General features: G+C 71.1%; 14 protein-coding genes. 6 read left to right on the forward strand and 8 right to left on the reverse strand.

Annotation, left to right across the window (positions count from 1 at the left end):
• Positions 1 to 11: 11 nt before the first annotated feature.
• On the reverse strand, positions 12 to 2,705 hold the full coding sequence (ppdK, locus tag GL259_RS13630; RefSeq protein ID WP_159538619.1) for a pyruvate, phosphate dikinase: 2,694 nt from the start codon (positions 2,703 to 2,705) through the stop codon (positions 12 to 14).
• Between the two features lie 705 nt (positions 2,706 to 3,410).
• Positions 3,411 to 4,565, reverse strand: a complete 1,155-nt coding sequence (gene dusB, locus GL259_RS13635; RefSeq protein WP_159532525.1) for a tRNA dihydrouridine synthase DusB — start codon at positions 4,563 to 4,565, stop codon at positions 3,411 to 3,413.
• Positions 4,566 to 4,662: 97 nt separating this feature from the next.
• Between dusB and GL259_RS13640 the strand changes: the two genes are divergently transcribed.
• Positions 4,663 to 6,108, forward strand: a complete 1,446-nt coding sequence (locus GL259_RS13640) for an MFS transporter (RefSeq protein WP_159532527.1) — start codon at positions 4,663 to 4,665, stop codon at positions 6,106 to 6,108.
• 269 nt (positions 6,109 to 6,377) lie between these two features.
• The gene (locus GL259_RS13645; protein ID WP_159532529.1) at positions 6,378 to 6,620 is read left to right on the forward strand and encodes a hypothetical protein; all 243 of its coding nucleotides are present in this window, start codon (positions 6,378 to 6,380) and stop codon (positions 6,618 to 6,620) included.
• A 41-nt stretch (positions 6,621 to 6,661) separates the two neighbouring features.
• Here GL259_RS13645 and GL259_RS13650 read toward each other — a convergent pair whose 3' ends face one another.
• On the reverse strand, positions 6,662 to 8,044 hold the full coding sequence (locus GL259_RS13650; protein ID WP_159532531.1) for a glycine--tRNA ligase: 1,383 nt from the start codon (positions 8,042 to 8,044) through the stop codon (positions 6,662 to 6,664).
• Positions 8,045 to 8,205: 161 nt separating this feature from the next.
• Here GL259_RS13650 and GL259_RS13655 point away from each other — a divergent pair, with 161 nt between their 5' ends.
• From GL259_RS13655 to GL259_RS13670, 4 genes are all read left to right on the forward strand, one after another.
• The gene (locus tag GL259_RS13655) at positions 8,206 to 9,189 is read left to right on the forward strand and encodes a metal ABC transporter substrate-binding protein (protein ID WP_159532533.1); all 984 of its coding nucleotides are present in this window, start codon (positions 8,206 to 8,208) and stop codon (positions 9,187 to 9,189) included.
• Between the two features lie 20 nt (positions 9,190 to 9,209).
• Positions 9,210 to 9,977 carry a metal ABC transporter ATP-binding protein gene (locus tag GL259_RS13660; RefSeq protein ID WP_159532536.1) on the forward strand — a complete coding sequence of 256 codons (768 nt, stop codon included), beginning with the start codon at positions 9,210 to 9,212 and terminating at the stop codon, positions 9,975 to 9,977.
• A complete protein-coding gene (locus tag GL259_RS13665) occupies positions 9,977 to 10,879 on the forward strand; it encodes a metal ABC transporter permease (RefSeq protein ID WP_159532539.1) in 903 nt (300 codons plus the stop codon). Before GL259_RS13660 ends, GL259_RS13665 begins: the two co-directional genes overlap by 1 nt.
• Positions 10,880 to 10,940: 61 nt before the next feature.
• A complete protein-coding gene (locus GL259_RS13670) occupies positions 10,941 to 11,351 on the forward strand; it encodes a transcriptional repressor (protein WP_159532541.1) in 411 nt (136 codons plus the stop codon).
• Positions 11,352 to 11,376: 25 nt separating this feature from the next.
• On the opposite strand, the gene GL259_RS13675 is transcribed toward GL259_RS13670, so the two are convergent.
• The 5 genes from GL259_RS13675 to GL259_RS13695 form a co-directional block, all read right to left on the reverse strand.
• Positions 11,377 to 11,739, reverse strand: coding sequence for a hypothetical protein (locus tag GL259_RS13675; RefSeq protein WP_159532543.1), 363 nt, complete (start codon positions 11,737 to 11,739; stop codon positions 11,377 to 11,379).
• 146 nt (positions 11,740 to 11,885) lie between these two features.
• Entirely contained in the window at positions 11,886 to 12,725 is an 840-nt protein-coding gene (locus GL259_RS13680; RefSeq protein WP_159532545.1) for an isoprenyl transferase, read from the reverse strand.
• Between the two features lie 46 nt (positions 12,726 to 12,771).
• Positions 12,772 to 13,518 (reverse strand): DNA repair protein RecO, encoded by a 747-nt coding sequence (gene recO, locus GL259_RS13685; protein WP_159532547.1) that lies wholly within the window; start codon positions 13,516 to 13,518, stop codon positions 12,772 to 12,774.
• A gap of 21 nt (positions 13,519 to 13,539) precedes the next feature.
• Positions 13,540 to 13,755: a hypothetical protein gene (locus GL259_RS13690; protein ID WP_159532549.1), complete on the reverse strand. Its 216-nt coding sequence runs from the start codon at positions 13,753 to 13,755 to the stop codon at positions 13,540 to 13,542.
• A complete protein-coding gene (locus tag GL259_RS13695) occupies positions 13,752 to 13,970 on the reverse strand; it encodes a hypothetical protein (protein WP_159532551.1) in 219 nt (72 codons plus the stop codon). Before GL259_RS13695 ends, GL259_RS13690 begins: the two co-directional genes overlap by 4 nt.
• Positions 13,971 to 14,674: the final 704 nt, after the last annotated feature.

Raw genomic sequence — 14,674 nt, forward strand, 5'->3', positions numbered from 1 at the left:
GCCCCGGAGGGCTAGCGGTGGTCGCTTCCCGCGGACGTGACCGCCGCCCGGCCCGCCTCCAGGCGGGCCACCGGGATGCGGAACGGGGAGCAGGAGACGTAGTCCAGTCCGGCCTCGTGGAAGAAGTGGACCGACTCCGGGTCGCCGCCGTGCTCGCCGCAGACGCCGAGCTTGAGGTCGGGCCGGGTCTCGCGGCCGGCCCTGGCGGCGGCCTTCACGAGGGAGCCGACGCCGTCCTTGTCGATCGTCTCGAACGGCGACACCCCGAAGATGCCCTTCTCCAGGTAGGCCGTGAAGAAGCTGGCCTCCACGTCGTCCCGGGAGAAGCCCCACACCGTCTGGGTGAGGTCGTTGGTGCCGAAGGAGAAGAACTCGGCCGCCTCGGCGATCTGGCCGGCGGTCAGCGCGGCGCGCGGCAGCTCGATCATCGTGCCGATGGCCAGCTTGAGCTCGGTGCCGGTGGCCTCCTGGACCTCGGCGATGACCTGGTCGGCCTCCTCGCGGACGATCTCCAGCTCCTGGACCGTGCCGACCAGCGGGATCATGATCTCCGCGCGCGGGTCGCCCTTGGCCGCCCTGCGCTCGGCCGCCGCCTCGGCGATGGCCCGCACCTGCATGGTGAACAGGCCGGGGATGACCAGGCCGAGCCGGACGCCGCGCAGACCCAGCATCGGGTTCTGCTCGTGCAGCCGGTGCACCGCCTGGAGCAGCCGCAGCTCGTTCTCGTGCGGCTCCTGGCGGGACTCGGCGAGCGCCACCCGGACCGACAGCTCGGTGATGTCGGGCAGGAACTCGTGCAGCGGCGGGTCGAGCAGGCGGATGGTGACCGGGAGGCCGTCCATCGCCTCGAACAGCTCGACGAAGTCCTGCTTCTGCAGCGGGAGCAGCGCCTTGAGGGACTCCTCGCGCTCGGTCTCGGTGTCGGCCAGGATCAGCCGCTCCACCAGCTCGCGCCGGTCACCGAGGAACATGTGCTCGGTGCGGCACAGGCCGATGCCCTGGGCGCCGAAGCGGCGGGCGCGCAGCGCGTCCTCGGCGTTGTCGGCGTTGGCGCGCACCCGCAGCCGGCGCTTGCGGTCGGCGAAGGCCATCATCCGGTGCACGGCCTCGACCAGTTCGTCGGCGTCGTCGGCGCCCGGGTGCATCCGGCCCTCGAAGTACTCCACGACCGGGGACGGCACGACCGGGACCTCACCGAGGTACACCTTGCCCGTGGAGCCGTCGATGGAGACGACGTCGCCCTCCTCGACGACGTGCCCGCCGGGCACGGTCATCCGGCGGCGCTTGGTGTCGACCTCGAGCTCCTCCGCGCCGCAGACACAGGTCTTGCCCATGCCGCGCGCGACCACGGCCGCGTGGGAGGTCTTGCCGCCGCGCGAGGTGAGGATGCCCTCGGCCGCGATCATGCCGTCGAGGTCGTCGGGGTTGGTCTCGCGGCGGATCAGGATGACCTTCTCGCCGGAGCGGGACCACTTGACGGCGGTGTAGGAGTCGAAGACCGCCTTGCCGACGGCCGCGCCCGGGGAGGCCGCGATGCCGCGCCCGACCTGCTCCACCTTCGCGCTCTCGTCGAAGCGCGGGAACATCAGCTGGGCGAGCTGGGCACCGTTGACGCGGGTGAGCGCCTCGGCCTCGTCGATCAGGCCCTGGTCCACCAGCTGCGTGGCGATCCGGAAGGCGGCGCCCGCCGTGCGCTTGCCGACGCGGGTCTGGAGCATCCACAGCCGGCCGCGCTCGATGGTGAACTCGATGTCGCAGAGGTCCTTGTAGTGGTTCTCCAGCGTCGCCATGATCTGCATCAGCTGGTCGTACGACTTCTTGTCGATCCGCTCCAGGTCCGCGAGCGGCACGGTGTTGCGGATGCCCGCGACCACGTCCTCGCCCTGCGCGTTCTGCAGGTAGTCGCCGTAGACGCCCTGGTGGCCGGAGGCGGGGTCGCGGGTGAAGGCGACACCGGTGCCGGAGTCCGGGCCGAGGTTGCCGAAGACCATGGAGCAGACGTTGACGGCCGTGCCCAGGTCGTGCGGGATGCGCTCCTGTCGGCGGTAGAGCTTGGCGCGGTCGCCGTTCCAGGAGTCGAAGACGGCCTTGATGGCGAGGTCCATCTGCTCGCGCGGGTCCTGCGGGAAGTCCCGGCCGGCCTCGGTCTTGACGATCTTCTTGAACCTGGTGACGAGCTTCTTGAGGTCGGCGGCCTCCAGCTCGGTGTCGACGGTGACCTTCTTGGCCGCCTTCGCCGCCTCCAGCGCGTCCTCGAACAGCTCGCCGTCCACGCCGAGGACGGTCTTGCCGAACATCTGGATCAGGCGGCGGTAGGAGTCCCACGCGAACCGGTCGTCGCCGGCCTGCTTGGCCAGGCCCTGCACCGACTTGTCGGAGAGGCCGATGTTGAGGACGGTGTCCATCATGCCCGGCATGGAGAACTTCGCCCCGGAGCGGACCGACACGAGGAGGGGGTCGTCGGTCTGCCCGAGCTTCTTGCCCATCCTCTCCTCGAGGGCGGCGAGGTGCGCACTCACCTCGTCACGCAGTGCCGCCGGCTCCTCGCCGCTCTCCAGGTAGACCTTGCAGGCCTCCGTGGTGATGGTGAAGCCGGGCGGGACGGGAAGGCCCAGGTTGGTCATCTCGGCGAGGTTGGCGCCCTTGCCGCCGAGGAGGTCCTTGAGGTCCTTGTTGCCCTCGGTGAAGTCGTAGACGAACTTCACGCCCTCAACGCTGGTGCCGTGCTCAGCTACGTGGGGATCTTTGTTTTCCGACACGGGTCTCGACTCCTCGAGGACGCGGTGGCTGCCCTGACGGCGAGGAACATACCCAGATCGAAGGCGCCTGGGTACGTCCACTCGTGCGTCATGAGCCCGTAACCGGTCGTCTGCCAGCGGATCGAAAGTCAAAGCTTGGCAAGCCGTCATGGCTGGATGTTTTCACTTCTTGAACGCACGGAGCGCCGCCGGGCCGGTCCGCGCGCTCAGATGAGCATCAATCCGCACCTCTGATTTCGCTCGATGAACGATCAGGGGATGGCACTGAGTGCCAATCCTTGAGGAAGTGCAGCCGCCCATGATTCGCTCATCTGAGCGCATCCCTTATCAAGGGTGGCGAGAATCACGCTGTCACAGCGGACCGGATTTCACCATGCGGACGCGCGCCGGGACGACCGGACCGGGGAAATCCCCGCTGGTTGAACGCACCGGCCGGCGGCCCCGTACGGAACTGCGGCGGACCCGGACCCCCACGCCGGGTCCGCCTCCCCGACCGGGTTCCGCACGGGTGCGCAGCGGGTTCCACATGGGCACGCGAAGACCTCCGGACGCCCGTCCCCGCACGCTCGTGCCGGCCGGCACGGAGGGCCGAGAGGTCACCGGGGAGGGCGGGAGGACGCCGGGAGAGGGCGGGAAGCCCCGCCCGGGTGATCAGCCGCCGGAGGTGTCGAGTTCCGCGTCCTCGCCGACGCCCGCGCAGTCGTACGGGTCCTTCAGCCAGCCGTCCGGCAGCACCACCCGGTTGTTGCCGGACGTGCGGCCCCGGGGGCCGTCGGCGCCGGCCGGCCAGGGCTGGTCGAGGTCGAGCTCGTCGAGGCCGGCCCGCAGCTCCTCCAGCGAGGAGGTGACCGCGAGCCGCTTGCGCATCTCGGAACCGACGGCGAAGCCCTTCAGGTACCAGGCGACGTGCTTGCGGAAGTCGATCACCCCGCGGGACTCGTCGCCGATCCACTCGCCGAGCAGCGTGGCGTGCCGGACCATGACGTCGGCGACCTCCCGCAGCGTGGGACGCGCGAGGTCCTCGGTGCGCCCCTCGAAGGCCGCCACCAGGTCGGCGAACAGCCACGGCCGCCCGAGGCAGCCGCGGCCCACGACCACGCCGTCGCAGCCCGTCTCGCGCACCATCCTCAGCGCGTCCTCGGCCGACCAGATGTCGCCGTTGCCGAGCACCGGGATCTCCGGGACGTGCTCCTTCAGCCGGGCGATGGCCTCCCAGTCGGCGGTGCCGCCGTAGTGCTGGGCGGTGGTGCGGCCGTGCAGCGCGACGGCGCTCACGCCCTCCTCGACCGCGATCCGCCCGGCGTCCAGGTAGGTCAGGTGGTCGTCGTCGATGCCCTTGCGCATCTTCATCGTCACCGGCAGGTCCCCGGCCCCGCCGACCGCCTCGCGCAGGATGGCGCGCAGCAGGTTCCGCTTGTAGGGCAGGGCCGAACCGCCGCCCTTGCGGGTCACCTTGGGCACCGGGCAGCCGAAGTTGAGGTCGATGTGGTCGGCGAGGTCCTCCTCCACGATCATGCGGACGGCCTTGCCGACGGTCACCGGGTCGACCCCGTACAGCTGGATGGAGCGCGGCTTCTCGCTCGCGTCGAACGTGACCAGCTGCATGGTCTTGTCGTTGCGTTCGACCAGCGCGCGGGTGGTGATCATCTCGCTGACGAACAGCCCCTTGCCGCCGCTGAACTCCCTGCACAGGGTGCGGAAGGGCGCGTTGGTGATCCCGGCCATGGGTGCGAGCACGACGGGCGGCCGCACCTCGTGCGGGCCGATCCGCAGGGACGAGTTCGTGGTGGGAGTGGGCGTGGGCATTCCCCCATTGTCCCGCATGCCGCGGGGTACCCGGCGCGGTGACCGTGTAACGGTCATTAGTTAACCGCACTATCGAAACGGGCGTACGATGGAATCCATGCCCGAGCTCAGCCCCGGCCGCCGCATGCTGGTGCTCGCGATCTGCTGCATGAGCCTGCTGATCGTGAGCCTGGACAACACGGTCCTCAACGTCGCACTGCCCGCCCTGCAGAGGGACTTCGACGCGAGCACCTCGGGCCTGCAGTGGACCGTCGACGCGTACACGCTCGTCCTGGCCTCCCTGCTGATGCTCGCGGGCTCCACCGCCGACCGGATCGGCCGCAGACGGGTGTTCATGGCGGGCCTGGTGGTCTTCACCCTCGGTTCGGTGCTGTGCTCGCTGGCGCCGGACCTGTCGTGGCTGGTCGTGTTCCGGATGGTGCAGGCGGTGGGCGGCTCGATGCTCAACCCGGTCGCCATGTCGATCATCACCAACACCTTCACCGACCCCCGCGAGCGGGCCCGCGCGATCGGCGTGTGGGGCGCGGTCGTCGGCATCTCGATGGCCGCCGGCCCGCTGGTCGGCGGACTGCTGGTGGAGTCGGTCGGCTGGCGCTCCATCTTCTGGATCAACCTGCCGGTGGGCCTGGCCGCCCTGCTGCTCACCTGGCGTTTCGTCCCGGAGTCCCGCGCCCCGAAGGCCCGCCGTCCGGACCCGGTCGGCCAGCTCCTGGTGATCGTCCTGTTCGGCTCCCTCACCTACGCGATCATCGAGGCCCCGCACGCCTCCCTCCCGGTCGTCGCCCCCTTCGCCGCCGTCGCCCTGGTCGCCCTGCTCGCCCTGCTCCGCTACGAGCCCCGCCGCCGCGAACCCCTGATCGACCTGCGGTTCTTCCGCTCCGCCCCGTTCAGCGGTGCCACGGTGATAGCCGTGAGCGCGTTCGCCGCGCTCGGCGGTTTCCTCTTCCTGTCCACGCTGTACCTGCAGAACGTGCGGGGCCTGAGCGCCCTGGACGCGGGCCTGTGGATGCTCCCCATGGCCGTTCCGACCTTCGTGTGCGCCCCGCTCTCCGGCCGGCTGGTCGGCAGCCGGGGCCCGCGCCTGCCGCTGCTGATCGCCGGCGGCGCGATGACGGTCAGCGGACTGCTGTTCGCCCTCTTCGAGGCCGAGACCTCGAACGCCACCCTCTTCGCCGGCTACGTCCTGTTCGGCGTCGGCTTCGGCTTCGTCAACGCCCCGATCACCAACACCGCCGTCTCCGGCATGCCGACCGCGCAGGCCGGGGTGGCCTCGGCGGTCGCCTCCACCAGCCGTCAGCTGGGCCAGGCGCTGGGCGTCGCGGTGGTCGGCGCGGTGCTGGCGGCCGGCGTCGGCTCGTCGTCGTACGCGGACGCCTTCGTACCGGCCGCACGGCCCGGCTGGTGGATCCTCGCCGTGTGCGGTCTGGCGGTCCTGCTGGTGGGCGCGCTGACCTCGGGCCGCTGGGCCCGGCGGACCGCGGAACGCACCGCCGAGCGGCTGGAGTCGGCACAGGTCCGCCGGAGCGCGGGAGTGAGCGCCTGACCGGTCCGGCGGGAGCAGCGCCACGAGCCGGGGCCGCCCTGCGGGAGGGCCCCGCACGCGGTCACGAGGACGCCCGCCGCGTCAGCCGTCCCGCCCGCCCCCTCCCGCACCGCCCCGCGGCACCGCGCCGCGACGGGACCGGGGGCGGGGGCGGGGGCGGAATTCCCCGGTGAACACCGCCTGTTGACGTTGTTCTTGCCGCACACTCCTTGTCGTCCCCGAACCGGGGCAGAAGAAGAACGACATTCAACGGGGATGCCGGAGGAGTCATGCCGCAGACCGACGCGAGCAAGGTGAGCCGCTGGGACCTCCACGGCCGTGAACACGTCGTGCGCGTCCAACGCACCGGTGTGCAGCGGACGATCAGGTGTGACACGTGCGGCTGGCGCAGGGGCGCCCCGTTCCTGCCGTGGCTCAAGGCACAGCAACACCTCACGGAGGCCCACCAGGCGACGGTGGACCCGTCGAACGGGCGGGCGTCCACGACGAGGCCCCCGGTGCCCGGCCACTGAGTGGTCGGGCACCGGGGGCCCCGGTACGGCCGCGGAAGCGACTAGGCGCCGATCAGGCGGGACGCCAGGTAGCCCTCGATCTGGTCCAGCGAGACGCGCTCCTGCTTCATGGTGTCGCGCTCGCGCACGGTCACCGCGTTGTCGTCCAGCGTGTCGAAGTCGACGGTCACGCAGAACGGCGTACCGATCTCGTCCTGGCGGCGGTAGCGGCGGCCGATGGCGCCGGCGTCGTCGAACTCGATGTTCCAGTGCTGCCGCAGCGCCTGCGCCAGGCCCTTGGCCTTCGGCGACAGCTCGGGGTTGCGGGACAGCGGGAGCACCGCGACCTTCACCGGGGCCAGGCGGTGGTCGAGCCGCAGCACGGTCCGCTTCTCCATCTTGCCCTTGGCGTTGGGCGCCTCGTCCTCGACGTAGGCGTCGAGCAGGAAGGCGAGCATCGCCCGGCCGACACCGGCCGCGGGCTCGATGACGTACGGCGTCCAGCGCTCGCCGGCCTCCTGGTCGAAGTAGGAGAGGTCCTGGCCGGAGGCCTTGGCGTGGGCGCCGAGGTCGTAGTCGGTGCGGTTGGCGACGCCCTCCAGCTCGCCCCACTCGCTGCCGCCGAACTGGAAGCGGTACTCGATGTCAGCGGTGCGCTTGGAGTAGTGGGAGAGCTTCTCCTTGGGGTGCTCGTACCACCGCATGTTCTCCTCGCGCATGCCGAGGCCGGTGTACCAGTTCCAGCGCTGCTCCATCCAGTACTCCTGCCACTTCTCGTCCTCGCCCGGCTTGACGAAGAACTCCATCTCCATCTGCTCGAACTCGCGGGTGCGGAAGATGAAGTTGCCGGGCGTGATCTCGTTGCGGAAGGACTTGCCCATCTGGGCGATGCCGAACGGCGGCTTGCGACGCGAAGTGGTCTGCACCTGGGCGAAGTTGGTGAAGATGCCCTGGGCGGTCTCGGGGCGCAGGTAGGCGATGGAGCCGGAGTCCTGCGTCGGGCCCAGGTGGGTGGAGAGCAGGCCCGAGAACTGCTTGGGCTCGGTGAAGGTGCCCTTGTTGCCGCAGTTGGGGCAGTTGAGGTCGGCGAGGCCGTTCTCCGGGGCGTGGCCCTTCTTCTCCTCGTACGCCTCCTCCAGGTGGTCCGCGCGGAACCGCTTGTGGCAGGAGGTGCACTCGGTCAGCGGGTCCGTGAAGGTGGCGACGTGGCCGGAGGCCACCCACACCTCGGGGGCCAGGATGACGGACGAGTCGATACCGACCACGTCCTCGCGCGACGTCACCATGTAGCGCCACCACTGGCGCTTGAGGTTCTCCTTGAGCTCGACACCCAGCGGCCCGTAGTCCCAGGCGGCACGCTGGCCGCCGTAGATCTCACTGCAGGGGAATACGAAGCCACGGCGCTTGCTCAGGCTGACGATGGTGTCGATCTTGTCGGCGGCCACGGTGCTCTCTTCATTACGACGACGGGCGACGAAGCGAGGTGCTTCCAGCGAATGATTCAGATTACCGGCGGGGACGGGCCCTCGACCAAATCGGTCCCCCCATGCGGACCTCCCACCCGGTTTGTTGACAACGGTTTCCAGATTTGTTGAAAATGACTGTCATGAACGTACGACGACGCCCCATATCCGCGGCCGCCGTGGCCGCGGTCGCCGCCCTCGGCATCGGCACCCTCTCCGCCTGCTCCTCCGACAGTGCCGCCGCGGGCAACACCGACAAGTTCGACGTCGTCGCGTCCTTCTACCCGATGGCGTTCCTCGCCGAGCAGATCGGCGGCGAGCACGTCAACGTCACCAGTCTCACCCAGCCCGGCCAGGAACCGCACGACCTGGAGATCAGCGCCCAGCAGACCGCGCGGCTCCAGGAGTCCGACGCGGCGCTCTACCTCAAGGGCCTGCAGCCCTCCGTCGACGAGGCCGTCGGCCAGTCCGGGATCGCCACGAAGATCGACGCGGCCACCCTGACCACCCTCGAGGAGCACGGCACCGAGGCCGGCGAGCACGAGGAGGAGCACGCCGGGGAGGAGCACGCCCACGAGGACGAGCACGGCCACGAGCACGAGGGCGGCGAGGACCCCCACGTCTGGCTCGACCCGGTCAGGTACGCCGAGGTCGCCGAGGGCGTCGGCAAGGCCTTCGAGAAGGCCGACCCGGACCACGCCGCCGACTACAGGAAGAACACCGCGGCCCTGGTCGGCAAGCTGAACGACCTCGACGAGAAGTTCGAGACCGGTCTGAAGGACAAGAGGACCGGCGTCTTCATCACCACGCACTCCGCCTTCGGCTACCTCGCCGAGCGCTACGGCCTGACCGAGGAGTCCATCAGCGGCCTGGACCCCGACTCCGAGCCCAGCGGCGCGCGCGTGAAGGAACTTGAGAAGATGGCCGAGGCCGACGGCGTCACCACCGTGTTCTACGAGACGCTCGTCAGTGACCGGACCGCGAAGACCCTCGCCGGCGACGCCGGACTGAAGACGGACGTCCTCGACCCGCTCGAGGGCATCACCGACAAGTCCCGCGGCGACGACTACTTCCAGGTCATGGAAGCCAACCTCAAGGCCCTGCAGACGGCTCTGGGAGCCAAGTGATCGACCCATCGGAGGACGGCATGACCGAGCCCGTCATATCCCTGCGCGGCGTCCGCGCCGAACTGGGCTCGCGCCCCGTCCTGCGCGGCATCGACCTCACCGTGCGCCGCGGTGAGGTCGTCGCCCTGCTCGGTGCCAACGGCTCCGGCAAGTCGACGGCCGTGCGCAGCGTCATCGGCCAGGTGCCGGTCGGCGCCGGCGAGATCGAGCTGTTCGGCACTCCGCTGCGCCGGTTCCGCGACTGGGCGCGCGTGGGCTACGTCCCGCAGCGCACCACCGCCGCGGGCGGCGTGCCGGCCACGGTGACGGAGGTCGTCTCCTCCGGCCGCCTGGCCCGCACCCGCTTCGGCGTCTTCCGCAGGGCCGACCGCGAGGCGGTGCACCGCGCCCTGGACCTGGTCGGCATGGCGGACCGGGCCAAGGACTCCGTCGACGCGCTCTCCGGCGGCCAGCACCAGCGGGTCCTGATCGCCCGCGCGCTCGCCTCCGGACCCGAACTGCTGATCATGGACGAGCCGATGGCGGGCGTCGACCTCGCCAGCCAGGAGGTCCTCGCCGAGACGCTGAGGCACCAGGTCGCCGAGGGCGCCACCGTCCTGCTCGTCCTGCACGAACTGGGCCCGCTGGAGCCCCTGATCGACCGGGCGGTCGTGCTCCGCGACGGCTGCGTCCTGCACGACGGCCCGCCCCCGAAGGCCGTCGGCCAGCACGCCCTGCCCGGCCACGACCACGTCCACCCGCACGCTCCGGCGGGTACCGAACCGATCCGCACGGGACTGCTGAGCTGATGGAGATCCTGAACTACGCCTTCATGCAGCGGGCGCTGCTCGCCGCCGTCCTGGTCGGCATCACCGCCCCCGCCGTCGGCGTCTACCTCGTGCAGCGCCGCCAGGCCCTGATGGGCGACGGCATCGGCCACGTCGCCATGACCGGCGTCGGCCTCGGCTTCCTGCTCAGCTGGTCGCCGGTGTGGATGGCCACGCTCGTCTCCGTCCTCGGCGCCGTCCTGATGGAGCTGATCCGCTGGTACGGCAGGACCCGCGGCGACATCGCCCTCGCGATGCTGTTCTACGGCGGCATGGCGGGCGGCGTCATGTTCATCAACCTCGCGCCGACCGGCTCCAACGCGAACCTCACCTCGTACCTGTTCGGCTCCCTGTCGACGGTCTCCGAGTCCGACGTGACGGCCATCTGCGTCCTGGCCGCGTTCGTCGTCCTGGTCACGGTCGGCCTGCGCCGGCAGCTGTTCGCGGTCAGTCAGGACGAGGAGTTCGCGCGGGTCACGGGCCTGCCGGTGCGTGCCCTGAATCTGCTGACCGCGGTCACGGCCGCGGTCACGGTCACGGTCGCGATGCGCGTGGTCGGCCTGCTCCTGGTGAGCGCGCTGATGGTGGTCCCGGTCGCGGCGGCCCAGCAGCTCAGCCGCAGCTTCGCCGCCACCTTCGCCGTCGCCGTCGCGATCGGCGTGAGCGTGACCATCGGCGGCACGGTCACCTCGTACTACCAGGACGTGCCGCCCGGCGCGACGATCGTGCTGCTGACGATCGGCGCGTTCATCGCGCTGACCGCGCTGGCCACCCCGCTGGCCCGCCGCCGCGCCCGGGCGCTGGCCGCCGCACAACCCGGCGGCGATCCCGCGGAGTGCGCGATTCCGGCCAGCCGCGGGTCGACCGGCAAAGGCGGCGTCTGACTCCCCTCCGCCCGGGCTGGCACAATGGCCCGGGCAGTGGCAGACGTGAGGAGGCAATCCGGTGACGACCGCAGGACCGCCCGTGAAGGGCCGCGCCACCCGGCAGCGCGCCGCCGTGGCGGCCGCGCTCCAGGAGGTCGACGAGTTCCGCAGCGCGCAGGAGCTCCACGACATGCTCAAGCACAAGGGCGACTCGGTCGGGCTCACCACGGTCTACCGCACCCTGCAGTCCCTCGCCGACGCCGGCGAGGTCGACGTCCTGCGCACCGCCGACGGCGAGTCCGTCTACCGCCGCTGCTCCACCGGCGACCATCACCACCACCTGGTCTGCCGCAGCTGCGGCAAGGCGGTCGAGGTCGAGGGCCCGGCCGTGGAGAAGTGGGCCGAGGCCATCGCCGCCGAACACGGCTACGTCAACGTGGCGCACACGGTCGAGATCTTCGGCACCTGCGCGGAGTGCGCGGCGGCCTGAGGCGACCGGAGCCGCGGCGGCGGGTTCAGGGCAGCATGTCGCCGCGGTCCACGCACACGTAGGAACCGTCGTCGTCGCGCCCCACGCTGTCGTGGGACCAGCAGTGCAGCATCGGCGCGAGCGTCCACACCCGCAGCGCCGTCAGGGCCCCGAGGACGACGACGGCGGCCCGTCCCGCGTACGACCGCCGCCCGGCCAGTGCCGCTCCGCAGGCGGCGAGCAGCACCGCGCACACCAGCAGGTACACGGCGACCGGCGCCAGGTTCTCCCGCAGCCCCGGGAACGACTCCATCTCCACCGTGCTGCCGAAGGCGAGGAGCACGACGAGCCCCGCGAGGGCGAAGACGGCGGCCGCCGCGCACCCGCGGACGGCACGGGCGGCCGTCACCCGCGGGAGAGGTGGCGGTCGAGCAGGGCCCGCAGGATGTCGGTGCGTGCCGGCCGGAAGGCCGGCTCGACGACGCCGGTGCCGCTGTCGACGGTGTCCCGCCCCTGGTGAACCACGGGCGGGACCCTGGCGTTCCGTGTCACCGGTCAGGCCTGGGGCTGCCCGCCCTCCATGGCCAGCAGTTCCTCGTTCGGGATCGCGCCCCCGAAGCGGCGGTCGCGGGAGGCGAACTCGAGACAGGCCCGCCACAGGTCACGGCGGTCGAAGTCCGGCCACAGGACGTCCTGGAAGACCATCTCGGCGTAGGCGCTCTGCCACAGCAGGTAGTTGGACGTGCGCTGCTCACCGCTCGGCCGCAGGAACAGGTCCACGTCCGGCATGTCCGGGTAGTACATGTACTTCTGGAGGGTCTTCTCGTTGACCTTCGACGGGTCGAGCCGCCCGGCCCTCACGTCCTCGGCGAGCGCCTGCGCGGCGTCGGCGATCTCCGCGCGGCCGCCGTAGTTCATGCAGAAGTACAGCGTCAGCCGGTCGTTGTCCTTCGTCTGCTCCTGGGCGACCTGGAGCTCCTTGGCCACCGACTTCCACAGCTTGGGCATCCGCCCCACCCAGCGCACCCGCACGCCGAGCTCGTCGAGCGTGTCGCGGGTCCTGCGGATGAAGTCGCGGTTGAAGTTCATCAGGAAGCGCACCTCGTCGGGCGAGCGCTTCCAGTTCTCGGTGGAGAAGGCGTACAGGGAGATGGCGCCGACGCCCATCTCGATCCCGCCCTGGAGCACGTCCAGCACCCGCTCGGCCCCGACCTTGTGCCCCTCGGTGCGCGGCAGTCCCCGCTCCTTGGCCCAGCGCCCGTTGCCGTCCATGACGATCGCCACGTGGTTCGGGACCAGTTCCCCGGGGAGCTTCGGGGGCCGCGCGCCGGAGGGGTGCGGTTCCGGCGTCCTGTACTCCCGGCGCTGACGCCCCAGGAACCCGCGTACGGCCATGTGTCTCTCGTCTCCTCGTGCCGACGTCTGTACTTGCTTGCCGCGCTTACTTCTCGACGTACCGGAGCGAACGCAGCCCGCGCTCCAGGTGCCAGTGCAGGTAGGCGGACACCAGCCCGCTCCCCTCCCGGACGTACCGCGCCTCGCACGCGTCCGCGGTCTCCCAGTCTCCCGTGAGCAGCGCGCCGAGCAGTTCCAGGGCCTGCGGCGAGGGCACGACGCTGCCGGGCACCCGGCAGTCGACGCAGACGGAACCGCCGGACGCGACCGAGAAGAACCGGTTCGGTCCGGGCATCCCGCACTTCGCGCAGTCGGTGAAGCTGGGTGCGTAGCCGTTGACGGCGAGGGAGCGCAGCAGGAACGCGTCGAGGACGAGGTGCGGGGCGTGCTCGCCCCGGGCGAGCGTCCGCAGGGCCCCGACCAGCAGCAGGTACTGCTGCACCGCCGGCTCGCCCTCGTGGTCGGTGAACCGCTCGGCGGTCTCCAGCATCGCCGTGCCGGCGGTGTAGCGGGCGTAGTCGGTCACGATCCCGCCGCCGTACGGTGCGATGGTCTCGCTCTGCGTGCACAGCGGCAGGCCGCGCCCGACCAGCTCGCTCCCCTTCGAGAAGAACTGCACGTCCACGTGCGAGAACGGTTCGAGGCGCGCGCCGAACTTCGACTTCGTCCGGCGCACCCCCCTGGCCACGGCGCGTACGCGCCCGTGACCGCGCGTGAGCAACGTGATGATCCGGTCCGCCTCACCCAGCTTCTGGGTGCGCAGCACGATGCCGTCGTCGCGGAACAGACTCATGGCATCCATTGTCGCCCACGTTCAAGGCACCTCACCGCGGCCGAGGGCGTCGGCGTGCGCCGTCGCCGCGCGCAGCCGCTCGGCGGGGGTCGCCCGGTGCACGGCACCGGGGGCGGCGTCCCACTCCCTGCCGCCGCCGTACGGCCTCAGCCGGACGTAGGGCCCCTCGTGCCCCATGACGATGCCGATCCGCCCGGTGCGGGTGTCCACGACGCAGGCGCCCGCAGGGGGCCTCACCGCGCCACCGCCGTCACCGCCGCCGCGATGCGCCGGGCGGTCTGCGCGGAGCACCGCCCCGGTTCGACGAGCGGACAGGGCGCCTCCCGCGCACGGCTCACCGGGTCCAGTCCCGGTGACGGCAGCGTGATTCCGGCCTTCGCGAGTGCCGCCCGCAATTCCTCCACCGCTTCCTCCGCTTCTTCGACGCAGCGCGCCGAGTGCCGTGCCTCCACCGTGATCCCCCCTTTCCTTTCGGCTTTCACCCTTGGCGTCCCCGCGATGACGCTGTGCGCCTGCACTCGGGAAGAGTCTGCACACCGCAAGTGCGGCACTGCGCAAAGAGATCGAGAAGGGGGGCGGCAATGGCCAGCGGTTCGCACCGAGCCGCGCGGGAGTTCTCCGGGACAAAGCCGGAACGCCGGTCCCAGAGGGCGGAGTTCACGCAGGTGGAGCCGCCGGGGGGCACGTGCGTGCACACCCGGCGACCGTACCGGCCGGTTCGAACAGGCCATCCGTGAATCACCCTTGGACGGGGCACGGCGGATCGACGAGGTACTGCAAACCGACGGTGTTCTCGGGCGGACGCGGCACGAGCCCGTCAGGGACCGGGCGTATGCGGAGCCCTTCGCGCACCCGGCCGAACCGGAGCGGCCGGCCGCTGAAATCCACGCGTACGCGCCGACCGCACTCCCGGGCCTCCCGCACACGCGGAAGCAACCACCATCCCCTTCCCCGGCCCGTTCCCCCGACTGCAAGGCCGTCCCGGCCTCCCCTCCCCCACGGGACGGGCACTTCCCTCACCCCCGCCCTGGGGCAGACCCCCTCACGGAAACGCCCGTTGCCCGGATGTGAGACGCGACGGCCGTCCGGGAGGCTCGGGGCATGACGCAGACCACACGCACCACCCTCCTCGCCGCCGTGCCCGCCGCCCTCCTCG

This window comes from Streptomyces sp. Tu 3180 (assembly GCF_009852415.1).
Taxonomy (GTDB): Bacteria; Actinomycetota; Actinomycetes; order Streptomycetales; family Streptomycetaceae; genus Streptomyces.